Here is a 26,254-nt window from a genome sequence, read left to right on the forward strand (position 1 = left end):
GGCGCAGGGACGCGGAGCGTCCCGGGCGGCATTCCCACGCGGAGCGTGGGAACGATCAGGTCAGTCTTGCGTGAAGGCGTCGACTTGTTCGAGCAATTCCGCAAGCTTCTGCGGCATCAACCGCGCATCACAACGGGTTTCCACGTTGATGATGATCGCCGGGTCGTTGCAGCAAATCCGCACGCGGAAGCGCCAGTCGCTGAAGATCACTTTCAGCCCATCAGTGTCATCCATCTCCAGCGCCTGCTCGCCATAGCGCTTTTTCAAATGCGCGAGCAGCGGATACGGATCGCGCAGCGGCCGGCGAATATCCCCGGACGCCGGGAACACGCCAATCCGCTCCACCAGCAAAATCGTGCCCAGCCAGGTTTCGTTGGCGCTGGGCAACGGCTGATGGCGTGACAACCAACTCATCACCCCGAGGTTGCCCACCTCGCGTTCAATCTCTACGGAATGTTGTGCAATGTTCATGGTGGCCTGCCTGAAATGAAAAGGAGGGAGCCGTCTCAGCGGCCCTTGAGGTAGACGTTTTCGTAGCAGAAATTGGTCGCCTGCAAGTAACCCTCGGCGTCGCCGCAGTCGAAGCGCAGGCCCTTGAATTTGTAAGCCAGCACGCAGCCGTTCTGCGCCTGTTTCATCAACGCGTCGGTGATCTGGATTTCGCCGCCCTTGCCCGGTTGGGTGTCGGCGATCAGGTCGAAAATGTCCGGCGTGAGGATGTAGCGACCGATGATCGCCAGGTTCGACGGTGCGTCTTGCGGCGCCGGTTTTTCCACCATGTTGTTGACGCGGTAGATGCCGTCGGAAATCAGCTCGCCGGCGATGACGCCGTACTTGTGGGTCTGGTCGGCCGGGACTTCCTGAATCGCGACGATCGAGCAGCGGAATTTCTTGTACAGCTGAATCATCTGCGTCAGCACGCCGTCGCCTTCAAGGTTCAGGCACAGGTCGTCGGCCAGTACCACGGCGAATGGCTCGTCGCCAATCAACGGGCGACCGCTGAGGATCGCGTGGCCGAGGCCCTTCATTTCCACCTGACGGGTGTAGGAGAAGGTGCAGGTGTCGATCAGCTCGCGAGTGCCGGCCAGAAACTTCTCTTTCTCGGTGCCGCGAATCTGATGTTCAAGTTCGTAGCTGATATCGAAATGGTCTTCCAGCGCACGCTTGCCCCGGCCGGTGACGATGGCCATGTGTTGCAGGCCAGCGTCCCGTGCTTCTTCAACGGCGTATTCGATCAACGGCTTGTTGACGATCGGCAGCATCTCTTTCGGCATGGCTTTGGTGGCCGGCAAGAAACGCGTGCCGTAGCCGGCAGCGGGGAACAAACATTTACGAATCATAAAAGTATCCTGGACAGTCATGGAACACAGGCGACGCATGCAGGCCATTACTTCGGTCTGCAAGTTTCAATGATGATTGAAGGCTTACTTTAATACCTGAGTCAGGTTATTAATGGCAATTGTTCATGGGGATAAAAGCCGACAATGTTATGAGATGTCGGTGAGTGCGTGATTAGTTATTTTTAGTCGGTATCTGTTGATAGTGATTCGTGCACTTGCAGTGCTAATAAGTAGCGGGCAATACAGTGTGACCTGCAAAAATATTTATTGCCAGTCATTGAACTAGTTTTGTTTTCGGTTGTTGTCGTTCGTTTGTGTGGATTGCGACACATATCCATGCAGTCGGGCTTGACACGCTACTTGGCATTTATCAAATGACGGATCGCGCCATGAAGATTCTCGTGACCGGCGGTGCCGGCTATATCGGTTCGCATACCACACTTGCGTTGCTGGAAGCAGGTTATGAAGTTGTTGTGCTGGATAATCTTTGCAACAGCAGCGATGCGGCGTTGCATGCCGTAGAAGCCATCTGCGGCAAGAGTGCCTGGATGATTCGCGGCGATGTCTGTGATCGGGCCTTGCTCGACCGGATTTTCCGCGAACACAACATTGAGGCCGTGCTGCATTTCGCCGGTCTCAAGGCCGTGGGCGAAAGCGTGCGCAAGCCGCTGGAGTATTACGAAACCAACGTCAGCGGCAGCATCACGCTGTGTCAGGCAATGGCGGCGGCGGGGGTGTTTCGTCTGGTGTTCAGCTCGTCCGCCACGGTGTACGGCGAACCCGAGCAGATGCCCATTCGCGAAGATTTTCCTACCGGCAATCCGACCAATCCCTACGGCCAGTCCAAACTGATCGTCGAGAACGTGTTGCGCGACCTCAGCCAGGCCGAACCGCGCTGGAGCATCGCTTTGCTGCGCTACTTCAACCCGATCGGTGCCCACGACAGCGGGCAGATGGGCGAAGACCCCAACGGTATCCCCAACAATCTGGTGCCTTACATCAGTCAGGTCGCGGTCGGCAGCCTTCAAGAGCTGTCGATTTTCGGTAACGACTACCCGACGATCGATGGCACCGGGGTGCGCGATTACATCCATGTGGTCGACTTGGCGGACGGCCATCTGAAGGCGCTGCAATCGATTGCCGGACGCACTGGCATTCACACCTGGAACCTCGGCACCGGCGACGGCTACAGCGTCCTGCAAGTGCTCCATGCCTTCGAACAGGCCTGCGGGCAACCGGTGCCATACCGGATGATGCCGCGTCGTTCCGGCGATATTGCCGAGAGTTGGGCCGACGCCTCCAAGGCTGCCAAAGAACTTGGCTGGAAAGCCACGCGCAGTTTGCAGGACATGGTCACCGACACCTGGCGCTGGCAATCCATGCATCCCAATGGTTACTTGGAATGATGGCCATTTAAAGTCCAATGTTATTTTCAGTCAGGTTGTTAGATTCCGTCGGGAAATTACACTGGCAATGCCTTTTGCAAGTCCGTAGATATAAACCTGCCGTTCGACTTTTATCAGTTGGGTAAGACTGTGAAAGAACAACGGATCTTGTTCGCGCTATTTGCGGGCTTGAACGCTACCACCTCTAACACACGCCGGTTTTTTAACAGGCTGAATGTTAGAAAGGAGTTGTTATGAAAAAAGTGATGGCAGTTGCCCTGTTGACGATGTTGAGCAACTGGGCTGCCGCCGCTGAAGCACCGCTAACTGCGGTGACCAATGTAGGTGGCAACGTGGCGGCTTCTCAAGCGCCGGCAGCCAGTACTGCAATGGTCGCCAGTGCAGTCGCGGCGTCTAACAGCGGTGGCAGTGCCAACGGCGGTACCACCGGTACAACGGGTACCACCGGTACAACCGGCACGCATAACTAACAGGAAGTTCTGTTAGTGCAGTACAAGGTCGCCCGACGTGAGTCGGGTGACTTTGTTTTTGGATTCGCCCTTGAATAGCGTAGTGCCATTATGACTCGTAGTGTTTATCTTTTAATGTTGGCAAGTCTCGCTTTGCAAGGTTGCATGTTTTCCCCCGGTCAATACCTGAGCACCCAGGACATTACGCGTCAGGGTGCCAGTGAAAGCAGCCGGGTCGAGCTGATTCCGATCACGCCCAAGCTGATTGCCATGAACCGCGCCACGCAGAAACGTGAGTCGCTGCCGGCAGAGTTGTTGGCGACGTCCGCGGAATACCGCATCGGCAACAACGACGTGCTGTACATCACCGTGTGGGATCACCCGGAACTGACCGCACCGTCCGGCGCGCAACAACAGATCGATGCCAACGGCCGCCTGGTGCGCTCCGATGGCACGCTTTACTACCCGTTTATCAAGGAAGTTCAGGCCACCGGCCGGACTATCCAGCAACTGCGCTCGGACATCGAACAACGGCTGTCGGCGTTCATCGCCGAGCCGCAGGTGGATGTCGCGGTGTTGCGTTTCGCCAGCCAGAAAGTCGTGGTCACCGGTGCCGTCACCAAGGCTGGCCCACAAGCGATTTCCACCAACCCGCTGAGCGTGGTCGAGGCGCTGGGCACTGCCGGCATCGACACCAATAATGCCGACTTGTCCGGGCTGCTGCTCAACCGCAAGGGCCGGGTGTATCCGCTCAATCTGGATTCGCTCAATCAAGCGGATTCCGAGTTGCAGAACGTCTACCTCAAGGGCGGCGATCAGCTGTATCTGCCGTACAACGACAACAAGCGCATTTACGTGATGGGCGAGGTCAATCAGCCGCGCGCGTTGAGCTTCAAGACGGCGACGATGAACCTTTCCGACGTGCTCGGTTCGGTCGGCGGCTTGAGCCAGACCACCTCCAACGGCAACGCGGTGTACGTCATTCGCGGCGTGGAAAACCTCGATGTCGAGCCGGCAAAAATCTATCAACTCGAAGCCGAATCGCCGACCGCCATGGCGCTCGCTTCGCACTTCGAAGTGCGTCCTCAGGACGTTGTGTATGTCGGCCCTGCCAACGTGACTCGCTGGAACCGTCTGATCAGCCAACTGGTGCCGTCGGCATCGATTGTCGGCACTGGCGCTTCCGCTGCGAAGAACTGGAGCGAATACAGCAACAACAGCAAATAAGGCCGCCCGTTCGTGAAAATATTGAAAATCGGCGTCTGCCTGATGGCGGCCGCGTTGCTGTGCGGCTGTAACCCGCTGATGAGCGCGTCGCTGAACAACTTGAAGGCCGCGGTCGTCGGCCCGGATGAAGTCGAGGTGACGCCCGCCGAAGTGGCCGGGGTCAATTACCCGCAACTCAAACTGACCACACCGTCCGGCTCCGGCGTTTTGGCGCTGGTGCGCGAGCGCGAGGATCTGCAATTCTGGGTCGCTTCCGGCAAACAAGTGTTGTTGCTGCGCGATGGCCTCGCCGTGCGCAGCATTGGCCTCGGTCTGGAAGGCGATCTCGATGGCACACGCCTGGCTGACAACTCGCCGTTCAAACGAGGCCTGCATCAAGTGCCGGATGGTTTTACCACGCGGCGCTGGATCGATCTCTACAAGGGCCAGGAAGTGGGGGTGATCGTCAACAGTCGCTTCACCCGCCGCGCCACTGAAACCCTGACCATTCTGGACAAGGACTACGCCGTGCTGCGTGTCGACGAGCAGATTGATGCGCCGGCCATTGGTCTCAGTGCGACCAACCGTTATTGGGTCGATCCGCGTGACGGTTTCATCGTGCAGAGCGAGCAGCAACTCACTTCGCAACTGCGTGTGAAGCTCGTGCAACTGACCCCTGATCGCAGGCATTTGCCGTGAAGCGCCTGAGGGTTTTTTCCGCTTTTTTGCTGTTGATCGCCAGTGCGAGTCAGGCCGCCGTCATTGTCAGCGGCGATGTCGCCAACCCGGGCCCGGTCGAGTTGCCGGCGGGTGGGCGTTTGCTCGATGTGATCAGCGTTGCCGTTCCGAATGCCGAAGGTTATTGGCTGGCGGGCGGCTTGCTGCGCCAATCGCTGATCGAGCAGCAGACGCGGCTGAAGGTCGGCGTGCTGTTCGATCTCGATGTGCTGCGGCGCATGGCGTTGCTCTTCGACAGACCGAGCCGGGCGGCGCTGGCGCAGCGTGTTGCCGACGAGGTTCGGCAGATGCCGGTGACCGGGCGGCAGATTGCCGATCTCGATCCTGTGGCGCTGGAAGTCGGCTTCGCCCGCAACATCCGTCTCGACGATGGCGATCGGCTGATCTACCCGACACGCGTCGATGAGGTGGAAGTGGTCGGTGCTGTCGACGCGCCGTGTCACCTGCCGTATCAGCCGTTGCAGGAAGCTCGCGAGTACCTGCAAGGCTGTGCGATTTCCAGCGATGCCGAGGCCGATTATCTGTGGCTGATCCAGCCCAATGGCGCTTCGCAGCGCGTCGGTATTGCGCATTGGAATCGCGAGTCCGGGCACTTTCCCGTGGCCGGCAGCAAGATTCTGGTGCCGCTGAAAAATGATGATCTTGATCCGCCTATCCCTGAGCTGAATCAGCAGTTGGCCGAATTTATTGCCACGCAGCTGGCCGAGGTGGTTCGTTGAAGTTACGTTTTGCAGCTGTGTTGTTATTGCCCTGTGGTCTGGCTCATGCAGAGCCGCGCATTACCCAGAATGACTTCGGCGGCGCCGGTCTGTGGCAGACGCCGACCGCACGCATGGCCCCGGCCGGCGAGTTGAGCGTCAATGCCAACCGCACCGATCCGTACAGCCGCTACAGCGTTTCGTTGCAGCCGCTGGACTGGCTCGAAGGCTCGTTTCGCTATACCGCGATCACCAACCGGCCGTACGGCTCTGAGGCCCTCAGCGGCAGCCAAAGCTATAAGGATAAGGCGGTCGACGCCAAAGTCCGGCTGTGGCAGGAGAGCCACTGGGCGCCGGAAGTGGCGTTGGGCTTCCGGGATATCGGCGGTACCGGTTTGTTCTCCAGTGAGTTTTTCGTCGCCAACAAACGCTTCGACAATTTTGATTTCAGCGCCGGCATCGCCTGGGGTTACATCGGTAATCGCGGCGACTTCGACAACCCGTTGGGCTTCGCCAGTGATCGCTTCAAAACCCGTCCGGAAACCGAAGGCACCGGTGACGTCAACGCGGGTTCGTACTTTCGTGGTCGGCCTTCGCTGTTCGGCGGTGTGAGCTATCAGACGCCGTGGGATCGCCTCAGTCTGAAGCTCGAATACGAAGGCAACGATTACAAGAACGAGCCGAAGGACAACGAGATCAAACAGGACTCGCCGATCAACCTCGGCGCAGTGTTCAAAGTCACTGATTCGATCGACCTCAGCGCGGCGTGGGAGCGCGGTAATACGGCGATGTTTGGCGTGACTTTTCACACCAATTTCGTCAGCCGCAAAGCGCCGGCGAAGACCTACGACCCGACCCCGGAACCGCTGCCGGCGAAGGCACCGACCACGTCGATGGAGCAGGTTGACTGGGCCAACGTCTCGCAGCGCTTGCAGCAGAATGCCGGCTACAAAGTCGAGCGCATTGCCCAGCGCGATTCCGAGCTGATCGTGTATGGCGAACAGCAGCGTTACTTCCATTCGTCCAAGGCAGTCGGGCGTGCAAGCCGGATTCTCGATAACAGCGTCAACGACGATATCGACTGGTTTACCGTGGTCAACAAACGCTACGACCTGCCCCTGGAAGAAACCAGCGTGCCGCGCCAGACCTTCCGCGAAGTGATCAACAACGAGGAACCGCTGCAGTCGCTGCACCGCACCACCGAGATCAACCCAGCGATGCCACACAACGAGAAAACCCTCTACACCGAAGCGCCGCAGCATTTCAGTTACGGCGTCGGTCTGGGCTTCAAACAGAACGTCGGCGGCCCGGATGGTTTGCTCTATCAATTCAGTGCCGATGCGGATGCGGAATACCGCTTCAATCGCAACACTTGGTGGAGCGGTCTGCTCAGCGCCAATCTGGCGAACAACTTCGACAAATTCACCTACGACGCACCGAGCGGATTACCGCGTGTGCGCACGGATTTGCGCCAGTACCTGACCACCTCCGATGTGACCATGCCGCTGTTCCAGGTCAGCCACGCCGAGCAGTTGGATAAAGACCTCTACGGCATGGTGTACGGCGGTTATCTGGAGTCGATGTTTGCCGGTGTGGGCGGGGAGGTGTTATTCCGCCCGACCGGTGAACGCTGGTCGGTGGGCGCGGATCTGAACTGGGTGCGCCAGCGTGATTTTGATCAGGGTTTGGGTTTGCGTGATTACTCGGTGGTGACCGGGCATATCACCGGCTACACGGATCTGCCGTTTGATACGTTAGCAGCCGTCAGTGTCGGTCGTTATCTGGCGGGGGATTGGGGCGGTACGGTGGATATCTCTCGCGAGTTTTTCAACGGCGTGCGCTTTGGTGCGTGGGCGACGATCACCACGGCCAACAGCGCGGAATACGGTGAAGGTAGCTTCGACAAAGGCCTGTACCTGTCGATCCCGTTCGACGAAATGATGAGCATGTCGACCATGCGCCGCGCCAACCTGGTGTGGGCCCCGTTGACCCGAGACGGTGGCGCCAGACTGAGCCGCAGCTTCCAGCTGCACTCGATGACGGATAGCCGGGAAGGGGACATGTTCTATCGCAACTTCGAGAAAATCACCGAGTAACCCGTGATCTTTGTGGGAGCAGAGTTTGCTCGCGAAGGCGTCCGCACATCCAGCACCGATGTTGCCTGACCCACCGCTTTCGCGAGCAAGCTCACTCCCACAATGATCTGTGGCATTCCCACTATCCCGTGATCAACACAAATCCCCTGTTGGAGCCGAGCTTGCTCGCGAAGGCGTCGGCACATTCAACATTGATGTTGCCTGACTCACCGCTTTCGCGAGCAAGCCCGCTCCCACACTGATTTGGGGTATTCCCACTATCCCGAGACCAACACAAATCCCCTGTGGGAGCGGGCTTGCTCGCGAAGGCGTCGGCCCATTCAACATTGATGTCGCCTGAATCACCGCTTTCGCGAGCAAGCCCGCTCCCACAAGGGATATTGGCCGAACCGAAAATCCCGATTCCAGCCCAAATCCCAGACACAAAAAAGGGGACTTTCGTCCCCGTGCATTTGCGCAACCGGCCTCAGTAAATATCCTTCGACAACAACGTAAACGGTGTCTTCACCAGGATCTTCAGATCCAGCCACAACGACCAGCTGTTGATGTACTGCAGGTCAATCTCGACACGCTTCTGCATCTTGTCGATCGTGTCCGTCTCGCCCCGGCAGCCGCTGATTTGTGCGAGCCCGGTGATCCCCGGTTTAATCCGGTGGCGTGCCATGTACGCGAGGATTTTCCCCGAGTAGAAGTGGTTGTGCGCCACCGCATGTGGACGCGGCCCGACCAGTGCCATATGCCCTTGCAGCACGTTGAACAGCTGCGGCAATTCATCCAGCGAGGTGCGACGGATAAAGCGTCCAACCGCAGTAATGCGCGAGTCGTTACGGCTGGCCTGTTTCACTTCGCGGTCGTCGTGCACGCTCATCGAGCGGAATTTCCAGACCTTGATCACCTTGCCGTTCCAGCCATGGCGATCCTGCTTGAAAAACACCGGCCCCGGCGAGTTGAGCTTTACCGCCAGCGCGATGATCAGCAGGATCGGGCTCAACGCGATGATCGCCAGCAACGCCACGGTTTTTTCAACCAGACTTTTGCTCAACGCAGCGGTAGGGCGACTGGTCAGCGGGCTTTCGTTCAAGTAGATCGCCGGCAGACCATCCACCACTTTTACCGAGTGATTGAGCAGCGTCAGCGCGTTCAGATCCGGCACCCAGACCACATCAACGTTGGCGCCGAGCAAATCGACATACATCGCCTCGATCTGCGCCGCTTCGCACAGCGGCAGCGTGATGTACAAACGGCGGATGTCGTGTGCTTCGATCAGCTCCAGCAATTGCTCCTGAGCGCCAACGACGCGCGGTGCATCCGAGGCCAGAGCGGGCAGGGTGCCGTTGCTCACCAGTCCCACCAGCGGCAGGTTTTCCGAGAGGCTGAGCTTCTTCGCCAAGCCCAGCGCCAGTTCGCCAGTGCCAACGATCAGCGTCTTGTGCTCACTTTTACGCGAGCGCTGGTAGTACTTCGAAAACGCATGCAACGGTGCGTACAAAAACGCCTGACCGAGGAAGCCGTACACGGCCCAGCTCAGAATCACCTGCCGCGAAAACAACTCGTCGGCCTGGCAGACAAACGCGATGCAGGCCAGCGCTGCCATGGTCATCGACCAACCCATGAACAACCGACCCAACCCGGTCAGGTAGTTGTCGCGTTTGCGATAAACACCGCTAAACGTATAAGCCGGCACCGAAGCCAAAACCGCCAGGGTTGCGCACATCCGGTAATAGAACGCGACGCTTCCTGTGTGCTGTTCAGCCAGTACGAACAACAGCGTTACAACGAAGCCCTGCGCCAGCGCCCATTGGCCCCAAAAGGTCAGTCCCTTGAGGCCCGTGCTTCGATTGATACTAAGAGAAAGATCCATACGATATCCCCAAAAGACGTCCATTCAGGTTTCAACAGTTGAAATCCGAGTTGTTAAACAGGCTTATTGTTTTTGTTGTAGCGAGTGTCCTGAGGTAACAACGCCGATAGGTCGAACTGTCGTCAGTCAATAGACTAAGTTATTGGCGATAAGGGTGTCTGACGAGTTCTAACAAGATGGCACAGTGCCAACTTTTAAATATTTAAAAGCTGATTGTTAGAAAAGGTCGAATAGCAGGGGGTGAATAAAGGATGTCGTATTTGTTACTGTTGGAGGGGTGGAGGCAGGGAGTGTTAATTAAAGGAGGGAGTTGAAACCAAACAGAGTGCTCTTGTTGTTTTTGTAATCGCACTTTTATCTGTTTATCTGGTCTGGGCGGTCGGCTGTGTTTAGGCGACGACTTCCTGGATGAGGCAATAACCACGGTTTCTGACCGCGCGGAACAGTCGTTCACCCTTACTGGCCATTTTGAACTTGTCTTGCAGGCGGCTCAGGCACATCTCCAGACCGCGATATTGCTCCGGCTCTCGGCCGATGCTCAGAATCAACTCGTCTCGACTGACAACCCGTTCTTCATGGCTGAGCATTTTTTTGACCAGTGCTGTTTCAAGTCCGGTGAGACTGATCTCGACATCGTCTTTGACGAGTGCGCCTTGATCGTTGTCCAGATGCCAGGTTTCGTTGCCAGGCGTATCGTCAGCATTGGCGGGAATTAGCTCGCCGGTTACCGATGGATTGCTCTGAAAGGGATTAGCGATTTGCGCGGCTCGCCATTCGGATTCGAGGGTGGCGATGATTTTCTGGGTGTCATATTCAATCGTGCGTGCGACGTTCTTTCGACTAACGCTTGGGTATGTGAACTCCATCACAGTCGGGGCGGAAGAGGGCGAAGCGGAGCCTTCAATAAACATTTGTGCCTGAGACGTGCCAAATGAATTGAAGCGTTCACTGGACAGAATGCTTTCCAGTTCACGTTGCGACGTTGTGCTATTAGTCACGACAACAAAATATTTTCTTGGGAGGGTTGTACTAGTTTCCATGTCTCTCTCCTGAATACACACCAAAATTGGCTAAAAAGGGTCAATCGGCAGGCGAGCAATGACTTCCTCGGAAGTAATCGATAGGCAGGGTCTGGGCCCAATGATGGCCCTCGATAAGTTCCACTCGATCTGCTGCTATGTTATGGAGTTATTGTTATGGTTAGTGTTGTCGCGCTCATTCAGTCGCTGGATTTCTAATAGGCGTGCAGTACAGATAAAACGATAGCGTTGCATGGGACGATCCTTCGTACGTATGCAAAAGGGATGGCTGCCCTTGAGTCAGGCAGTCGATATCAGACCCCGCAGCAGGCGATAGCCATGGCCGCGGATGCTCTGAATCGCGTTGGTACCATACATGTCCTTGATTTTTCCACGCAAGCGGCTGATCGATTTCTCCAGCGCTCGAGGGTCGTAGAAATTGGGGTTGAGGCCCATGATGTTGGCAATTTCATCATGGCTCAGAATGTGGTTATGAGTTTGCGCAAAGGCTTCGAGGATCTTCATTTCGGCAAACGAGATATCAAGTTTCTGGCGGGAGCCCATCAGGCAAATGCGCGTCGGGTCGAGTGTCAGATTGATATCGCGTTGCCACTCTTCACTGTTGAAGAACTCGGCAAGCAACTCGGCGCTGTCCTCAGAGAGGGTATTGAGTTTGATACAAAAGTCAGCGCCGGCCAGAAAATACTTGATCTTGTTGAAGGCGCCGCGCCCAGTGATCACTGCGCAAATGATCGGTTTCAAGTTGTCGCTGCGAACGCTTTGCACCAGCGCAAGATTGTCTTCGAGGGCCTGAGGGCTGTCGATGACCAGGAAAATGGCGCGATACCCAGAATAATCATTCTGCAGAAATGAACGAGTGTACGAGTCGACCTCTAGTGCCATATCGCTACGCACATGCCTGGCCACCAGCGTTCTAAAATGTTCGGCCACGCCACGGGTACGACCCAAAGTGAGAACACCGGGGTCGTCGTTTTGCGGGCGCGGACTTCTAGTCGCTAAGTTCCCAGAGAGCATCATGCATTGACTCGAATTAAGTGCTGACATCGGGATGTTAAAGCACCGGTTCTCATCTGTGACTGACAATTGGTAACATTCACGCACTTTTTAGACGTGGCTCCCGAGTTTTCTAACAATAATTAAGCTTTTCAAGCTTTTAGTTGATTTTGTCAGGTAGGTGAACTAGCACTTAGATGGTGGCGATATGCAATGGTGCCACTATTTTGAATCGCTGGCCATCGCTTTGTTAATGTCCAATTGCCATTGTTTGGCCATCTGCGTGAATGTGAGATTCATCACACTTTATTGGCTGGACTAACTTTTTGCCACTAAGCCCCTAAATATTGTCTGCGTAGTTCGTCGTCCGACGATTACTAACATGGCTTGAGTGTGGCATTTCATTAGACCTATTCTTTCGGGATCAAAAGATCGCAGCCTTCGGCAGCTCCTACAGGGGAATGCATTTCAAATGTAGGAGCTGGCGAAGGCTGCGATCTTTTGATCTTTCATTTTGGCCAATTGTTTAATTGCAGATACTCAAGCCCTGAGTGTTATTACCCGGTCGCTCACACGAGCGCTCTGACGGAGGATTAATGGATTTCTGGACTTTTTTCCAGGTGTTGATATTGGGTGCGGTAGAAGGCCTGACCGAGTTCTTGCCCATCTCCAGTACCGGCCACCAGATCATCGTCGCCGACCTGCTCGACTTTGGTGGCGAACGCGCCATGGCGTTCAACATTATTATTCAACTGGGTGCCATCCTCGCCGTGGTCTGGGAGTTCCGCCCGAAGGTCTTCGAAATCATCAAAGGCCTGCCCACTGAGCGCAATGCACAACGCTTCACCGTCAACTTACTGATCGCCTTTCTACCCGCCGTTGTACTCGGCGTGCTGTTCGCCGACACCATCCACCATTACCTGTTTAACCCGATCACCGTCGCCGTGGCGCTGGTGGTGGGGGGCGTGGTGATGCTGTGGGCCGAACAACGCAGTCATGTGATCAGCGTCGAGCACGTCGACGACATGCGCTGGTCTGACGCGCTCAAGGTCGGTTTCGTACAGTGCCTGGCGATGATTCCCGGCACCTCGCGTTCCGGCTCGACCATCATCGGCGGCTTGCTCTTCGGCCTGTCACGCAAAGCCGCTACCGAGTTCTCGTTCTTCCTCGCCATGCCAACCATGGTCGGCGCCGCCGTGTATTCCGGCTACAAATACCGCGACTTGTTTCAGCCCAACGACCTGCCGGTGTTCGCGCTCGGCTTCATCACCGCGTTCATCTTCGCGATGATCGCCGTGCGCGGTTTGCTCAAGTTTATTGCCAACCACAGCTATGCCGCGTTCGCGTGGTATCGGATCGCGTTTGGTTTACTGATTCTGGCGACGTGGGCGTTTGGTTGGGTCAACTGGACAGCGGCAGCGGCGGGGTGAAGGTCAAGCCAGGCGGATCAAACCGCCTGGTTGAAACTGGGGGAGGGCATCAACGCCCTTCAAGCAACTCGGCGGCTTGATCCAGCAACGCCAGCGGATCCTTGGCCTTGTGAATATCCACCGACAACAACTGACGGAATTTACGCGCCCCCGGGAACCCCGTGCCCAGGCCCAGCACATGCCGCGTGATGTGATGCATCGCGCCGCCGGCCGCCAAATGCTCGGCTATATAAGGACGCAATTGCGCCAACGCCTCAGCCCGACTGATCACCGGCGCCGAACTGCCGAACAACTGCTGATCCACCTCCGCCAGCACATACGGATTGTGATAAGCCTCGCGCCCCAACATCACGCCGTCGAACGTCTGCAAATGCTCATGGCAAGCCTCCATCGTCTTGATCCCGCCGTTCAGCACAATTTCCAACTCCGGAAAATCCGCCTTCAACTGCGCCGCCACGTCATAACGCAACGGCGGAATGTCGCGATTCTCCTTCGGCGACAACCCCTCCAGAATCGCAATCCGCGCATGCACGGTAAAACTCGTGCACCCGGCATCGCGGACGGTGCCGACGAAATCGCACAGCTCTGCGTAACTGTCGCGACCATTGATGCCGATGCGGTGCTTGACCGTTACTGGAATTGACACCGCGTCACGCATGGCCTTGACGCAATCCGCCACTAACTGTGGGTGACCCATCAGGCAGGCGCCAATCATGTTGTTCTGCACACGATCGCTTGGGCAGCCGACGTTGAGGTTTACTTCGTCGTAACCGTGCTCTTGCGCCATGCGTGCGCAGGCGGCCAGGTCGAGGGGAACACTACCGCCGAGTTGCAACGCCAATGGATGCTCGGCTTCGTTGTGACGGAGGAAACGTTCGTGATCGCCGTTGAGGAGAGCGCCGGTAGTGACCATTTCTGTGTAGAGCAGGGCGTTCTTCGACAGGAGGCGTAGGAAGTATCTGCAATGCCTATCGGTCCAATCCATCATGGGTGCGACGGAGAAGCGGCGGGAGAGTGGGGCAGGTGCTGCGGTGATAGGGGACATTGGCGATTCTGGATTGGGTGGGGCTGGGAGGTGGGGAGTTTATCAGGATTGGGCTATTGGGGCTGAGTCGACTCTTACGAGCGGTTGTTCGATCGCTCGAGGCGAGCAGAACTCCTCCTCCCCATATTTTAGAGTTTCGGCATCGGGTTAACGTATGCATTGGGGATGTGCGATCCAAACATCATCCCATTTATTTTTTCTACAAAGGGCTTTGTTATCGGTTGTCGGGGTTTATGAGTGAAATAAAAGCGTGGAGCGTCAATCTCTAAGAAGCATGTAAGTGTCGTTAAGTTTTGAAGTTCGTTTCAGAGCGTCCGAACATTAGAGATTTGCCGCGAGTGTTGATTTAATTTTTTCTACGTCTGCACCTTCGATTCTCGTTATGATATTGCCATCCTTGAATAGAATAACTGTTGGCATAGCCAATATTGAATACTGCGCTACAATGCTCTGGCTTATGTCAACATCTACTATGCAAAGTTCAAGGCGAGCAATGTAAAAATCTTCAAGCATATGAAGCCTCGGGGCGATCGCCTTGCAGGGGCCACACCATTCAGCAGTGAAAAAGACGAGTACGGGTGTGGTAGATTTTAGAACTTTGGCTGCAAAACTTTCATCGTCGCAATAAATGCTCATTATGATCTCTCTTTGGCTGTAAAGTATCGAGCTGTAGCAGCTGTCTTTTTTGTAATGGTGGCAATTATTTGTTTTTTGAAACGGGTGGGCAACTGTCAGAAATTACAGTTTTTTATATTTATTAGGAATAATGGTTATTCAATTTTGGCGAGGAGGGGGGCGAGATTTTACAATCGCGACCTGTGCCGACAAAGAATAGACGGAGAGGGGGCGATTTTATCGAGTGGTTCTTTTCCTGCAAATTAATGGCAAAGCCTGATTATGAGTTAAACAGCGAATTTCACAGTCGTTTACTGATGTCTTATGTCAATAGCTTTTGCCTACAACCTCTTGCGCCATCCCCTACACGTAAGACAGAATCCGCCGGCTTGTGCGTCTAGACCGCAGGTTCTATCGTCCTTAGGTCACTGAGAACCAGTGATCGGGTTTGGTAGCCCGTCTCCGTCAGAAGCACAAGACTACTGTCTTGCGAGGGCGTTTCTCGTCTTCGTTTTATGGTGGTCATGCGCGGGGCATCTTTGGATGCGCCGGGGTTCCTGACGACCGGTCTACCAACCTGCGTATGGCCTCCACCCCCTCGTTTGGTAGCGAGAGTGATGGCTCCTTTTCGTTTATCCGTCAGGAGTTTCACCATGTTCAAACCAACACCGAATCCACCCCCAACCGTTCCCGCATCCCCCTACGAATCTCTCGATTCAAAAAAACTCCACGAAGCCGCCGAACGCGCGCTCGATCATTATCTGCTCCCCGCCGACCGCATCATGGCCAGTGCCAATCAGCCTGAACGCATGTACCTCGCCAATCCGAAGTACGACACCGAGTCCCTGTTGGCGAACGCCAGTGAAACGTTGGGCTCAGCCTCGGAAATGCTCATCAACTTTGCCGCAGGACTAGGTTCCTCGCATCGCAAAACCGCGCTGGGTATTGCGCAGGTGGTGATGTTGGGGGAGTTGGCGGTGAATCAGGCGTTGGATAACGTTGAAGTGAAGGTGTAAAGCACATCCCTCTGTGGCGATGGGGTTCCGGTGCCACAGAGGGAGTCAGTTCGATTGTTTGAGGTGAGCGGAAAGCTCTTCCCAGGCTTCTCTATAGCTATATCGCAACCGGGCGGTGTGCAACTTATGCAGTTGTCGCCGAATCCAGCTGTTCTTGTTTGCGAGCAGCATCTGTTCGATGTCCCGGTTTAAGGAGTCGGGTTCGAAACCTGTCCAGATTGGCGGAAGTACGCATTCCAGGTTCCCGGCGCAGACGACGGCAACTTCCGAATATAAAATCTCTTTGATCTGTTCCGGATCGTAGTCTTCGACTTGTCTGGCGATGTAGGCAAATTCAACTGCGGTGTCGACAAAGATCCACGACAACGCCTCTCTGATTTTGTATAGATCGTCCGGGCTCAGTTCACGTTTCAAAATCCGGCTCCCGGCGTTAAACGGCGCTGATTCGGTCGATCACCGGCGCCAGCGCTGGACGCTTGTTTTGCCATTCCTCTTTGGTGATTCCCAGCAGGACAACGTCGATCCGAGCGCCATCGCGCAGGATGTTCTGTCGCCGAACACCTTCCACCTCAAAGCCAAACTTCTGGTGCATCTTCACCACCGCCGAGTTCATCGCCAGCACTTCGCAATTCAGCTTCTCCAGACCTGCGACACCAAATGCGTAATCGAGCATCCAGAACTCCACCACACTGCCCAGCCCTTTACCCTGCAATCCGACATCCAGATAAAACGCCCAATCCGCCGTTTTCTGCAGAACGTTGATCGCGTTCAACGAAACAACCCCAACCGCTTGCTCATCCTTGATCACCACAAACACTTGCTGGCGCGCGTTTCCATTTAAGGAGGCGAGCCAGTTAGCATGTTCCTGTTCGCTGATTTCGTGCGAGGTGTACATGTATTTGCGCACGTCCGGCTGGTTGCGCAGGGTGCGAACGTGGGCCTGAATGGCGGGGCTGGCTTCGGTGAGGGGGAGGAATTGCATGGGGATGTCCTTGTCGGGCGGAGGGTCGATTCTGAACCGCTGCTGTCGATCGGCAAAGTTTCATGTAAACGCGTGCGGGGCGGGCCTAGGATGTTGGCACAAGATCGTCGTTTTTCATCCCGAGGGGAATCGTGCCATGCGCCTGAATGTTGCCAAAGTGCTGTTGGTTACCGCTGTTGTTTCGGTTCTGAGTGCTTGTTCGGGGGCGGGTGGGTTGACCACGACCCGTTGTTTTTCTACTGATTGTCAGTCGCCGGATGGGCGCAATAATGCGACGACGTTGAAGTTTGGCGGGAACAGTATTGGCAGTAGTTTGAATCAGTACAGTTCCGGGATGTTGCATGAGGATTGATGGGGGAGCACATAACTTGTGGTGAAGAATTTATACCCGATGGACTGCAAAGCAGTCCCAGACTTCTTTGACATAAGAAGCAAGGGCCGCTTCGCGACCCATCGGGGATAAATCCCCTCGCCACAGGGTTTTGTGTGAGTCACAAGATCATGTGTGAGGCACAGGGTTAGTGTCAGGCATCATTAATCATTGCGGTACGGCAATCCATTCGCTCAGCGTTTGCTGGTATTTGCCGGTGGCTTTGCTCAGGTGCAGCCATTGATCGACGTACTGTTTCCAACTGATGTCATCGCGTGGCAGTAAATAAGCCTTCTCGCCGTACTGCATATATTGATGCGGATTCACTGCGCACAGCCCCGGTTTGAGTTTCTGTTGATACAGCGCTTCCGAGGCGTCGGTGATCATTACGTCGGCCTTGTTGTCGAGCAGTTGCTGGAAGATCGTCACGTTGTCGTGCAACGCCAGTTGCGCCTTGGGCAGGTAGGCGTGGACGAAGGCTTCGTTGGTGCCGCCGGCGGGTTCGACGAGGCGCACGTTGGGCTGGTTGATCTGTTCGACCGTTTGGTACTTGCTCACCTCTGAGCAGCGCACCAACGGGATCTTGCCGTCGGTGTCGAGGGTGTTGCTGAAGTAGGCTTTTTTCTGCCGCTCGAGCGTTACCGAAATGCCGCCCATGCCGATGTCGCATTTGCCGGCCTGCATGTCGGGCATCAGGGTTTTCCAGGTGGTCTGCACCCATTCGACTTTGACGCCGAGGCTGTCGGCCAGCGAGCGGGCCATGGCGATGTCGATGCCTTCGAATTCACCGTCGGGGCGTTTGAAGGTGTAGGGCTTGTAGTCGCCGGTGGTGCAGACGCGTAACTGGCCTTGTTGCTGGATGCTGTCGAGGTGCGAAGGGGACGGCTCGGCTTGAGCGCCGGCGGCCAGGCTCAGCATGCTGCAGAAGATTATCGTGCTTTTTATGGTTTTCATACTTGAAGGACTTCTGTGCTGGGAACTGCCCAGAAGTGTAACCAAGCTTTATCGGCCTGGGCACTCATGACACCTTGAGTTGAAAAAGCGACCCGGCGGATCGCCTTCCGGACTGACACAGATATCCTTCAGCGCGTTTTATATTTTGCTGGAAGTCGTGATCTGCTGAATAACAAACTTCTGAAAACCTTCCTCGGACATTTTTTCTGCCACCTGTTCATCCGGGAATCTGTGCCAGTTGAAACCTTCTTTTTTAGCGAAGGAACGGTGCCATTTTTGAATCTCGGTTCCTTCGCGCACTGAGCGTGAGGCAGAGTTCTCCGAGTTGTCGCGGTTCTTTATTTGGAGGATCGTCCAGCTGTTAGAGCCATCGTCCGAACGCTTGATGAAGTCGGCTTTTTTAGTGGTGTATCCGGAGCATTGAACCCACCCGGCGGGTTCAGCATTTTCGGCTATGTAGTCTTCGAGCAGGTCGCCGGTCAGGTTTTCAGCACCCATTGCCAGTGAATGGGCCGCTTGCATTTGTTGTAACTGGTCTGCTGAGTAGTTTCCATGTGAGCCCAGAATCACCGAAATAATAGGATCCTGAATGGTTTGCGGCGGTTTCAATTGTTTGGTGGCGCGGCCATCGGAGAACCTTTGAGCCAGTTTCTCAATGTAAGCCGAACTGCCAAGAGGAGCGGTTTTGGTAGCTTTGGGAGCGAATTCGGGATTAGTGGACAGAAAATCAATCACGGTGGTGTACGGATCCACCAGATTCGGATTGATCTCCTCCATGGCAGAGCGGGCAATTTCCAAGGCGTTATCTGGGAACGACATTCGATGCGACTACATTGGCTGAAGTTGGACGATTGATATCACCTTGATGGCTCGCTGTAAATTGCACGAAGGGTTACGTAACCCCACGTACACCATGAACTGTAGCGCGCTGTTGATAAGCTCTTCCCTTGATTTACTTCAGTCCGTTGCCGAAAAAAGGGTGATTCTCAATGTGCGCATGTAAGACCTCGGTATCGTTTTTTAAGGAGTTTTAAAACCACATCCGCACGCCAATCACCAGGCGCGCTTCACTGCGATCCTCGCCTTCTTCGCGGGCGTAATCGGCGGTGTTGCCATACGTGCGGTTCCACGTCACACCGATGTATGGGGCGAATTCGCGGCGGATTTCATAGCGCAAACGCAGGCCGGCTTCGCTGTTGGAGAGGCCGGATCCGATGCCGCGTTGCGGGTCGTTTTTGCCGTAGACGTTGAGTTCGGCCGTCGGCTGCAGGATCAGTCGATTGGTCAGCAGGATGTCGTAGTCGCCTTCAAACCGAATCGCGCTCTGGCCACTTTCGCCGATAAACGCCGTGGCTTCGGCCTCGAAGTTGTACAGCGCCATGCCCTGCAAACCGAACGCCGCCCACGTCTGTGGCGCGCCGGGTTTGAAGTCCTGACGCACGCCGCTGACCACGTCCCACCACGGCGAAATCGCGTGGCCCCACAGCGCCTGAATCTCCGCGTCTTCGGTCTTGCCGTTGCTGCGTTCGCCTTCGGTGCGCAGCCACAAGCGGTCGATGTCGCCGCCGATCCAGCCTGATAAATCCCAGGCCAATGCGCTGCCCACATCGGCGTCCTGCCATTCAAGTTTGTCGGCGAGGAAGTAGCTGTTGATCGCGCTGTCGTGCACCTGATGGCCGCCGGGGCTGGTGTAAACAGCGGCGCGGTCGGCGTCGGTCAGCGGCGGGATCGGCGTGCGACTTTCGCTCGGCGCGGCGGGCTGCATCATGCCGTCGTCCATGCCTGACATCGTCGAGTGATCCATGCCTTGCATGTCACTGGCAGCCATCGCCGAACTACCGACGAGCAGCAAAGTAAACGCCGTGAATCGAGTCATGTTCGGCCCCCTCATTCTTCCACCCGCACTTCGCGAAACATGCCCATTTCCATGTGGTACAGGAGATGGCAGTGATAGGCCCAGCGGCCAAGCGCGTCGGCGGTTACGCGGTAACTGCGACGCGTGCCGGGCGGCATGTCGATGGTGTGTTTGCGCACCTGGAAGTCGCCGTTTTCGTCTTCCAGATCGCTCCACATGCCGTGCAGGTGAATGGGGTGGGTCATCATCGTGTCGTTGACCAGCACCAGCCGAATGCGCTCGCCGTATTTCAGGCGCAAGGGCTCGGCATCGGAGAATTTGATGCCGTTGAACGACCAGGCGAATTTCTCCATGTGGCCGGTGAGGTGCAACTCGACGGTGCGGCTCGGGTCGCGGCCGTCCGGGTCTTCGAAGGTGCTGCGCAGGTCGGCGTAGGTCAGCACGCGGCGACCGTTGTTGCGCAAACCGAGGCCGGGATCGTTGAGTTTCGGCGCGGTGGTCATGGCTTGCATGTCCACCAGCGAATTGTTTTTTTCGCTGTCGGGATGCGCCTGCATCGGGGCCATCGTTGAGTGATCCATGGCGCTCATGTCCATCGAGCCGTGATCCATGCCGCCCATGCCCATGTCGTCCATGCTCACCAATGGGCGCGGATCCAGCGCGGGCACCGCCGCCGAGAGTCCGGGGCGGGTGGCGAGGGTGCCGCGGGCATAGCCCGTGCGATCCATGGCCTGCGCGAACAGGGTGTAGACCTCGGCGTCGGGCTCAACGATGACGTCATAGGTTTCCGCCACGGCGATGCGCAATTCATCGACGCTGACCGGTTTGACGTGCAAGCCATCCGCCGCGACCACGGTCATTTTCAGCCCCGGAATGCGCACGTCGAAGTAAGTCATGGCCGAGCCGTTGATCAAGCGCAGACGCAGTTTTTCGCCGGGGCGAAACAGCCCTGTCCAGTTGGAATCAGGCGCGTGGCCATTCATCAGGAAGGTGTACGTGGCGCCACTGACGTCGGCGATGTCAGTGGGATTCATGTTCATTTCCGCCCACATCTTGCGATCGGCGACGGTCGCGCCCCAGCCTTTTTCGCTGACGTCGTTGATGAAGTCGCCGACCGTGCGTTTGTGGAAGTTGTAGTAGTCGGATTGTTTTTTCAGGGTATTCATCAGGCTGGCCGGGTCTTCGTCGCTCCAGTCGCTGAGCATTACTACGAAGTCGCGATCGTACTGGAACGGCTCCGGCTGTTTCGCGTCGATCACCAGCGGGCCGTAGACGCCGGCCTGTTCCTGGAGACCGGAATGGCTGTGATACCAATAAGTGCCGTTTTGCCGCACCTTGAATTGATAGACGTACACGCCACCCGGTTCGATGCCGTGAAAACTCAGGCCGGGCACGCCATCCATGTTCGCCGGCAACAAAATGCCGTGCCAGTGAATCGAAGTACTGTCCTTGAGCCGGTTGCGCACGCGCAGCGTCACGGTGTCGCCTTCACGCCAACGCAACAACGGGCCGGGTAGACTGCCGTTGATGGTCATCGCAGTGCGCGGACTGCCAGTGAAGTTGACCGGGGTTTCGCCGATGAACAGCTCGAACTCGCTGCCGTTCAGCTCATTGATCTGCCCGGGGCCATTCAGCGCCCAGACCGGCGCTCGCCACAGGCCGAGGCCGCCGAGCAAACCGCCGGCTGCGAGGCCTTTGACGAAGGTGCGTCTTGAAGTGTTGGATGGCATGCGCTGGAAGTCCCCGTTTGACACATGACGGGGAGGCTAACCAGCGCTGGCTTTCAGTTGGCTGAGGGCGGGATTACAGTTTTGACAGGTTGGGCGTTCGCTTCAAAGCCCCAAACCTTCCTGCACCACCAACAACAAATTGTTCTCGGTCAACGCAATCGCATCCAGCTGTTGCCCGGTTTCGATCGACTGCATCCACCAATGGCTTTCGCCGTGTTCATCAACAGTGCGCAGCAGAAAAGTGTCTCTGCCTGGCACGAGGATCTGAACCCGACCCGCACCATCCTCAGTAAACCGCGCAATCGGATCAAACGTAAGGCTGTGCTCATTGCCTTCGATCACCAATTGATCCACCGCGTAATCATGACTTTCGCCGTCCGGCGACGTTTCACACACGTGGGTCGGGTTGCGCCGGATCTTCAATCCGACTTCCGCCACGGGTTGCAACCACGCCTCGATGCGGTGGTACAGGCTGTCCACTTGTTTGGCCCAGCAATCGATCTCCAGCGTCGCGTCCGCTTGGGTGTGCCGGGTTTGCTTGAGCTTCGCGGCGAGTTCGTCTGCTTTACTCATTTCGGTTCCCTTGGTTTGATGTCTGCCTGTTAATCGTAGACCTTGCGGCGGCGTACGGCCTTGCCTTGCGTCATGCGCCGGCGCTGTCAGCGTGCCTCATTCCATACAAATCACGTCAGGTCAGCATCGAAAACCACGGGCGCAGGCGTCTCAGGGAGCGGGTACATGAAAAAGCTGTTTACAATTTTCGCGTTGATCGTGCTGACGGCCGGTAGCATCGGGCTGATCTCGTCACGTCAGTCGCCGAGCCATAAGGAGCGGCCGGAAGCAGTGGCGGGGGCGTTCGATTATTACTTGCTGACGCTGTCCTGGTCGCCGACGTTTTGCCTGACGCACAAGGACGACGCGCAGTGCTCCGGTAAGGGTTATGGCTTTGTTTTGCATGGGTTGTGGCCACAGTATGCGCAGGGCGGCTGGCCGCAATCGTGTCCGCCGCTGAGCAAGCTTTCGGCTGAACAACGTAGCAAAGGCCTGACGTTGTTCCCGACGCAGAAATTGCTTTATCACGAATGGCGCAAGCACGGCACGTGCAGCGGGCTCGGTGCGACTGGCTATCTTGATGCGGCGGACAAAGCGCTGGCGGCGGTGAACATTCCTGAGCAGCTTCAGCCGTTTGGTGATTCCTATTACTTTAAGGCGCAGGAAATTGCTGATCTGTTCCGTAAAAGTAATCCGAAGATTCCGGCTGATGGCATTGCGGTGATTTGCAGCGGGCCGGAGTTGGCGGAAGTGCGTGTTTGTCTGGACAAGGATTTGCGCTTTGCAGCGTGTGGCAAAGGGGTGAGGACGCAGTGCCGGAACGGGAATATTCGGGTGCCACCGAAGCGTTGAGGCCATCTGTGGTGAGGGCGCTTGCTTCTGCTTGAGTGCTCAGCGCTCATGAGATTTTTTGGGGCCGCTGCGCAGCCCATCGGGGATAAATCCCCTCGCCACAGGGATTTGTGTGATGTCTGGCACTTCAGAATGGATTAACCGTAAAGAAGCAATCGAAAATAAATCTGCCAACAGCGATCATCCTAATTCGCAGCACGCCGATACAACGGGGCGGGATCGTGGCGTTTGCCCCGAGCACCCCGGTGGACTACGCTCAGACCGTAAGGGTTTCGGGCCTACGCCCTTGTCGTACCTGCCCAGGACACGCTTTTGCCTATTCCCATTCACGATCCGCAACAGGCTCCCGGCGCGCTGAAGCGCCTGCCACTGCGTAAAGCGGCTGTGCTGTTTATCGTTGCGGTGTGCCTGTGTCTGTTCGGCTTGCTCTACCTGCAACTGGAGCAGTCGCGGCGTCAGGATCTGGCCGTGGCGAAAGTGGCATCGAGCAACCTGACCCGGGCGATGGCGCAACAGGCCGAGGACACGTTTCACTCCGCCGATCTGGTGATGACCAGTCTGGTCGACTGGATTGAGGACGACGGCTACGGCGCGACGCAGAAGCCGCGTTTGCAGAAAACCTTCGCCCGGCGCGTGCAGCAGATGGGGCAGTTGCACGGCATCTTTTTCTTCGACAAACAGGGCCAGTGGATCATCACTTCGTTCGCCGATTTGCCCCGTGGCAACGGCGTGGCCGATCGCGATTACTTCAAGTTTCATCAGCAGAATGAATCGACGCTGGCGCACATCGGCCCGGCGATTCGCAGCCGTGAGAACGGCGAATGGATCATCCCGATCTCGAAACGCGTCAATGACCACGCCGGCAATTTTCAGGGTGTGCTGATGGCCGGGATCAAGATGGCGTACTTCGATCAGTTCTTCAAAAGCTTCAGCCTCGACGACAACGGCATCATGTTCCTCGGCCTGACGGACGGCACGCTGTTGGCGCGCCGACCGTTTGAAGAAAACCTTATTGGTACGTCGCTGGCGCAGGGGCGGATTTATCAGAAGTTGCTGCCGGAAGCCCAGTCCGGCACGGCGATGATCAGGTCGGTGGTCGATGACGTCGTGCGTTTGTATGGCTATCGGCAACTGGGGTCGTATCCATTGGTGGTCGCGGCGGCGTCGTCGCGCGACACGATTCTCAAGGGTTGGTATGAGCGCGCGTTTCAGTCCAGCGTGATCATTGCGTTGGTGATTTTGGGCGTCGGGCTGTTCGGCTGGGTGTTCATCCATCAGGTGCGCAACGGCGAGCGCATCGAGAAAAATCTGCGCCGGGCACAACTCGCGCTGGAGCAGATCGCGACCCACGACAGCCTGACCGGACTGGCCAATCGGCGCTTGTTCGAACGTTCGCTGGAAATTGAATTTGCCCGTGGCGCGCGGCAGGTGAGTCCGGTGAGCCTGATCATGCTCGATATCGATTTCTTCAAGCGCTACAACGATGCCTACGGCCATGTCGCCGGTGATCATTGCCTGATGCAAGTGGCGCAAGTGGTCAAGACCTGCTGCCAGCGCAAGGCCGATCTGGCGGTGCGTTATGGCGGGGAAGAGTTTGCGGTGTTGCTGCCGGACACGGACATCAACGGCGCGTTGGCAATTGCCGGGCAGATTCGCCGCAGCGTGATCGATAAACACATCATCCACAGCGGCTCGCCCACCGGGTATCTGACGGTGAGCCTGGGTTGTTATGCGTTTATTCCTAGCGGCAATGACAGTCTGGAAACGTTCATCCACCGCGCTGATGCGGCGTTGTATCAAGCGAAAAATGCCGGGCGCAATCGCGCGGCGGTGTTATCGCTGGACGGCGGAATCGCCGAACTCATGCGCTCCGATCGCTAATCCCCAAATCAATGCACAACCCCCTGTGGGAGCGGGCTTGCTCGCGAAGGCGTCGTCTCAGATAAACAATTTCTACCTGACACACCGCCTTCGCGAGCAAGCCCGCTCCCACAGGGAATCTGCGTCAATGGCTCACCACGGATGGCTCTTGTTCGTTCAGCCGCCTGTGCCACCGCCCGCACCGCCAGTCCCGCCGCCGGCCGAACCGGTGCCGCCGCCCGCGCCTGAGCCCGAACCGCTGGAACCGCCATTGGTGCCGGTGCCCGAACCTGCACCGTCCGAGCCGTTGCCGCCAGAAGGCGCGCCTGGTGTGTTATCCGGTGGCATGGTCGAGCCGCTAGTGGCGCCGGATTTGGTGCCAGTGGCGTCAGCGCCATCATTGGCCGCGAAGCTGGCGGCCGAGGCCGTGGCGAGCAGGCCGGCGAGCATTAATGAAGTGAAAGTGCGCGTCTTCATGGTACGTCTCCAAAAAGGGGATTTACCTGATATTGGTCTGACGCGCTGAAGCGTTGGTGCCGGTCGGCTGACCAGCGGTCGATCTCGTGGCTAAGTGGCCTACTGTTCTTCTGGAATATTGGCTATTTGCCGAACCCCGCGCCGGGACTAACGTAGTCACACATTCACTTGCCCCCGGATATTCACCATGAAAGCTCGTACCGATTTCTACACCGCTTCCCCGGACGCCCTGAAAGCGATGATCGCCCTGGAAACCGCCGTGTCCAAACTGCCACTGGAAAAGACCCTGGTTGAACTGGTCAAGCTGCGCGCTTCGCAAATCAACGGCTGCGCCTTCTGCATCGACATGCACACCGCCGATGCAATCAAGGGCGGCGAAACCCCGCGTCGTCTGTTCGCCGTGACCGCATGGCGTGAAGCGCCGTTCTTCAGCGACCGCGAACGCGCTGCGCTGCTGTGGACTGAATCGCTGACCCAACTGAGCCTGACCCACGCACCGGATGAAGATTACGAAGTCGTCGCGGCGCAGTTCACCCCGAAAGAACTGGTCGACCTGACCGTGGCAATCAGCACCATCAACAGCTGGAATCGCCTGGCCGTCGGCTTCCGCAAAACCCCGCAAGCCTAACTATCAACACATAACCCCCAACACATAACCCCTGTGGGAGCGGGCTTGCTCGCGAAGGCGG

Annotated in this window: 27 protein-coding genes; 12 read left to right on the forward strand and 15 right to left on the reverse strand. The window is 56.7% G+C overall.

The features are described from left to right. Positions 1-60: 60 nt before the first annotated feature. Together KFS80_RS19725 and galU are read right to left on the reverse strand one after the other, a co-directional pair. Positions 61-471, reverse strand: a complete 411-nt coding sequence (locus KFS80_RS19725; protein WP_212545646.1) for a mannose-1-phosphate guanylyltransferase — start codon at positions 469-471, stop codon at positions 61-63. A gap of 35 nt (positions 472-506) precedes the next feature. Continuing rightward, positions 507-1,340: a UTP--glucose-1-phosphate uridylyltransferase GalU gene (gene galU / locus KFS80_RS19730; RefSeq protein ID WP_042560129.1), complete on the reverse strand. Its 834-nt coding sequence runs from the start codon at positions 1,338-1,340 to the stop codon at positions 507-509. A 389-nt stretch (positions 1,341-1,729) separates the two neighbouring features. On the opposite strand from galU, the gene galE reads away from it, so the two are divergent. The 6 genes from galE to KFS80_RS19760 all read left to right on the forward strand — a co-directional run bounded on the left by galE (position 1,730) and on the right by KFS80_RS19760 (position 7,933). Further along, the gene (galE, locus tag KFS80_RS19735) at positions 1,730-2,746 is read left to right on the forward strand and encodes a UDP-glucose 4-epimerase GalE (protein WP_212545647.1); all 1,017 of its coding nucleotides are present in this window, start codon (positions 1,730-1,732) and stop codon (positions 2,744-2,746) included. Positions 2,747-2,979: 233 nt separating this feature from the next. Continuing rightward, positions 2,980-3,216, forward strand: a complete 237-nt coding sequence (locus KFS80_RS19740) for a hypothetical protein (protein ID WP_007910552.1) — start codon at positions 2,980-2,982, stop codon at positions 3,214-3,216. Positions 3,217-3,306: 90 nt separating this feature from the next. Beyond that, positions 3,307-4,422 carry a polysaccharide biosynthesis/export family protein gene (locus tag KFS80_RS19745; protein WP_212545648.1) on the forward strand — a complete coding sequence of 372 codons (1,116 nt, stop codon included), beginning with the start codon at positions 3,307-3,309 and terminating at the stop codon, positions 4,420-4,422. A 12-nt stretch (positions 4,423-4,434) separates the two neighbouring features. Then, positions 4,435-5,100 carry a YjbF family lipoprotein gene (locus KFS80_RS19750; RefSeq protein WP_159815505.1) on the forward strand — a complete coding sequence of 222 codons (666 nt, stop codon included), beginning with the start codon at positions 4,435-4,437 and terminating at the stop codon, positions 5,098-5,100. Continuing rightward, the gene (locus KFS80_RS19755) at positions 5,097-5,858 is read left to right on the forward strand and encodes a capsule biosynthesis GfcC family protein (protein WP_159815504.1); all 762 of its coding nucleotides are present in this window, start codon (positions 5,097-5,099) and stop codon (positions 5,856-5,858) included. Before KFS80_RS19750 ends, KFS80_RS19755 begins: the two co-directional genes overlap by 4 nt. Next, entirely contained in the window at positions 5,855-7,933 is a 2,079-nt protein-coding gene (locus KFS80_RS19760; RefSeq protein ID WP_053122006.1) for a YjbH domain-containing protein, read from the forward strand. The genes KFS80_RS19755 and KFS80_RS19760 overlap by 4 nt, the downstream gene beginning before the upstream one ends. A gap of 466 nt (positions 7,934-8,399) precedes the next feature. On the opposite strand, the gene KFS80_RS19765 is transcribed toward KFS80_RS19760, so the two are convergent. The 3 genes from KFS80_RS19765 to KFS80_RS19775 all read right to left on the reverse strand — a co-directional run bounded on the left by KFS80_RS19765 (position 8,400) and on the right by KFS80_RS19775 (position 11,851). Further along, positions 8,400-9,794 carry an undecaprenyl-phosphate glucose phosphotransferase gene (locus KFS80_RS19765; protein ID WP_053122004.1) on the reverse strand — a complete coding sequence of 465 codons (1,395 nt, stop codon included), beginning with the start codon at positions 9,792-9,794 and terminating at the stop codon, positions 8,400-8,402. A gap of 389 nt (positions 9,795-10,183) precedes the next feature. After that, the gene (locus KFS80_RS19770) at positions 10,184-10,834 is read right to left on the reverse strand and encodes a winged helix-turn-helix domain-containing protein (RefSeq protein ID WP_212545649.1); all 651 of its coding nucleotides are present in this window, start codon (positions 10,832-10,834) and stop codon (positions 10,184-10,186) included. A 279-nt stretch (positions 10,835-11,113) separates the two neighbouring features. Continuing rightward, positions 11,114-11,851 carry a winged helix-turn-helix domain-containing protein gene (locus KFS80_RS19775; RefSeq protein ID WP_212545650.1) on the reverse strand — a complete coding sequence of 246 codons (738 nt, stop codon included), beginning with the start codon at positions 11,849-11,851 and terminating at the stop codon, positions 11,114-11,116. Between the two features lie 572 nt (positions 11,852-12,423). Here KFS80_RS19775 and KFS80_RS19780 point away from each other — a divergent pair. Beyond that, complete coding sequence (locus tag KFS80_RS19780) at positions 12,424-13,257, forward strand: undecaprenyl-diphosphate phosphatase (RefSeq protein ID WP_212545651.1); 834 nt, start codon at positions 12,424-12,426, stop codon at positions 13,255-13,257. 49 nt (positions 13,258-13,306) lie between these two features. Here the strand turns inward: KFS80_RS19780 and dusA are convergent, their stop codons facing one another. Then, entirely contained in the window at positions 13,307-14,302 is a 996-nt protein-coding gene (gene dusA, locus KFS80_RS19785; RefSeq protein ID WP_212545652.1) for a tRNA dihydrouridine(20/20a) synthase DusA, read from the reverse strand. A 321-nt stretch (positions 14,303-14,623) separates the two neighbouring features. Beyond that, a complete protein-coding gene (locus KFS80_RS19790) occupies positions 14,624-14,938 on the reverse strand; it encodes a thioredoxin family protein (RefSeq protein WP_212545653.1) in 315 nt (104 codons plus the stop codon). Between the two features lie 632 nt (positions 14,939-15,570). Between KFS80_RS19790 and KFS80_RS19795 the strand changes: the two genes are divergently transcribed. Beyond that, positions 15,571-15,933 (forward strand): DUF6124 family protein, encoded by a 363-nt coding sequence (locus KFS80_RS19795; protein WP_159815499.1) that lies wholly within the window; start codon positions 15,571-15,573, stop codon positions 15,931-15,933. A 45-nt stretch (positions 15,934-15,978) separates the two neighbouring features. Here KFS80_RS19795 and KFS80_RS19800 read toward each other — a convergent pair whose 3' ends face one another. Both KFS80_RS19800 and pseH read right to left on the reverse strand, forming a co-directional pair. Further along, a complete protein-coding gene (locus KFS80_RS19800) occupies positions 15,979-16,347 on the reverse strand; it encodes a DUF7079 family protein (RefSeq protein WP_212545654.1) in 369 nt (122 codons plus the stop codon). Between the two features lie 16 nt (positions 16,348-16,363). After that, positions 16,364-16,915, reverse strand: a complete 552-nt coding sequence (gene pseH / locus KFS80_RS19805; protein ID WP_212545655.1) for a UDP-4-amino-4,6-dideoxy-N-acetyl-beta-L-altrosamine N-acetyltransferase — start codon at positions 16,913-16,915, stop codon at positions 16,364-16,366. Between the two features lie 136 nt (positions 16,916-17,051). Between pseH and KFS80_RS19810 the strand changes: the two genes are divergently transcribed. Further along, positions 17,052-17,267: a hypothetical protein gene (locus KFS80_RS19810; protein ID WP_212545656.1), complete on the forward strand. Its 216-nt coding sequence runs from the start codon at positions 17,052-17,054 to the stop codon at positions 17,265-17,267. Positions 17,268-17,453: 186 nt separating this feature from the next. On the opposite strand, the gene KFS80_RS19815 is transcribed toward KFS80_RS19810, so the two are convergent. The 5 genes from KFS80_RS19815 to KFS80_RS19835 form a co-directional block, all read right to left on the reverse strand. Next, entirely contained in the window at positions 17,454-18,239 is a 786-nt protein-coding gene (locus KFS80_RS19815; protein WP_212545657.1) for a transporter substrate-binding domain-containing protein, read from the reverse strand. 138 nt (positions 18,240-18,377) lie between these two features. Continuing rightward, the gene (locus KFS80_RS19820) at positions 18,378-19,058 is read right to left on the reverse strand and encodes a SinI family restriction endonuclease (RefSeq protein WP_212545658.1); all 681 of its coding nucleotides are present in this window, start codon (positions 19,056-19,058) and stop codon (positions 18,378-18,380) included. 211 nt (positions 19,059-19,269) lie between these two features. Next, positions 19,270-20,115: a copper resistance protein B gene (locus KFS80_RS19825; RefSeq protein ID WP_212545659.1), complete on the reverse strand. Its 846-nt coding sequence runs from the start codon at positions 20,113-20,115 to the stop codon at positions 19,270-19,272. An 11-nt stretch (positions 20,116-20,126) separates the two neighbouring features. Further along, entirely contained in the window at positions 20,127-21,824 is a 1,698-nt protein-coding gene (locus tag KFS80_RS19830) for a copper resistance system multicopper oxidase (protein WP_212545660.1), read from the reverse strand. A gap of 102 nt (positions 21,825-21,926) precedes the next feature. Continuing rightward, positions 21,927-22,397 carry a hypothetical protein gene (locus tag KFS80_RS19835; protein WP_159815491.1) on the reverse strand — a complete coding sequence of 157 codons (471 nt, stop codon included), beginning with the start codon at positions 22,395-22,397 and terminating at the stop codon, positions 21,927-21,929. Positions 22,398-22,562: 165 nt separating this feature from the next. Here KFS80_RS19835 and KFS80_RS19840 point away from each other — a divergent pair, with 165 nt between their 5' ends. Together KFS80_RS19840 and KFS80_RS19845 are read left to right on the forward strand one after the other, a co-directional pair. Then, a complete protein-coding gene (locus tag KFS80_RS19840; RefSeq protein WP_212545661.1) occupies positions 22,563-23,228 on the forward strand; it encodes a ribonuclease T2 in 666 nt (221 codons plus the stop codon). A gap of 312 nt (positions 23,229-23,540) precedes the next feature. Next, on the forward strand, positions 23,541-25,109 hold the full coding sequence (locus KFS80_RS19845; protein WP_212545662.1) for a sensor domain-containing diguanylate cyclase: 1,569 nt from the start codon (positions 23,541-23,543) through the stop codon (positions 25,107-25,109). 156 nt (positions 25,110-25,265) lie between these two features. Here KFS80_RS19845 and KFS80_RS19850 read toward each other — a convergent pair whose 3' ends face one another. Further along, positions 25,266-25,565 (reverse strand): hypothetical protein, encoded by a 300-nt coding sequence (locus KFS80_RS19850; protein WP_159815834.1) that lies wholly within the window; start codon positions 25,563-25,565, stop codon positions 25,266-25,268. A 187-nt stretch (positions 25,566-25,752) separates the two neighbouring features. Here KFS80_RS19850 and KFS80_RS19855 point away from each other — a divergent pair, with 187 nt between their 5' ends. Continuing rightward, positions 25,753-26,193, forward strand: a complete 441-nt coding sequence (locus KFS80_RS19855) for a carboxymuconolactone decarboxylase family protein (RefSeq protein ID WP_053121963.1) — start codon at positions 25,753-25,755, stop codon at positions 26,191-26,193. Positions 26,194-26,254 lie beyond the last annotated feature (61 nt).

The organism is Pseudomonas rustica (genome assembly GCF_018336155.1).
Taxonomy (GTDB): domain Bacteria; phylum Pseudomonadota; class Gammaproteobacteria; order Pseudomonadales; family Pseudomonadaceae; genus Aquipseudomonas; species Aquipseudomonas rustica.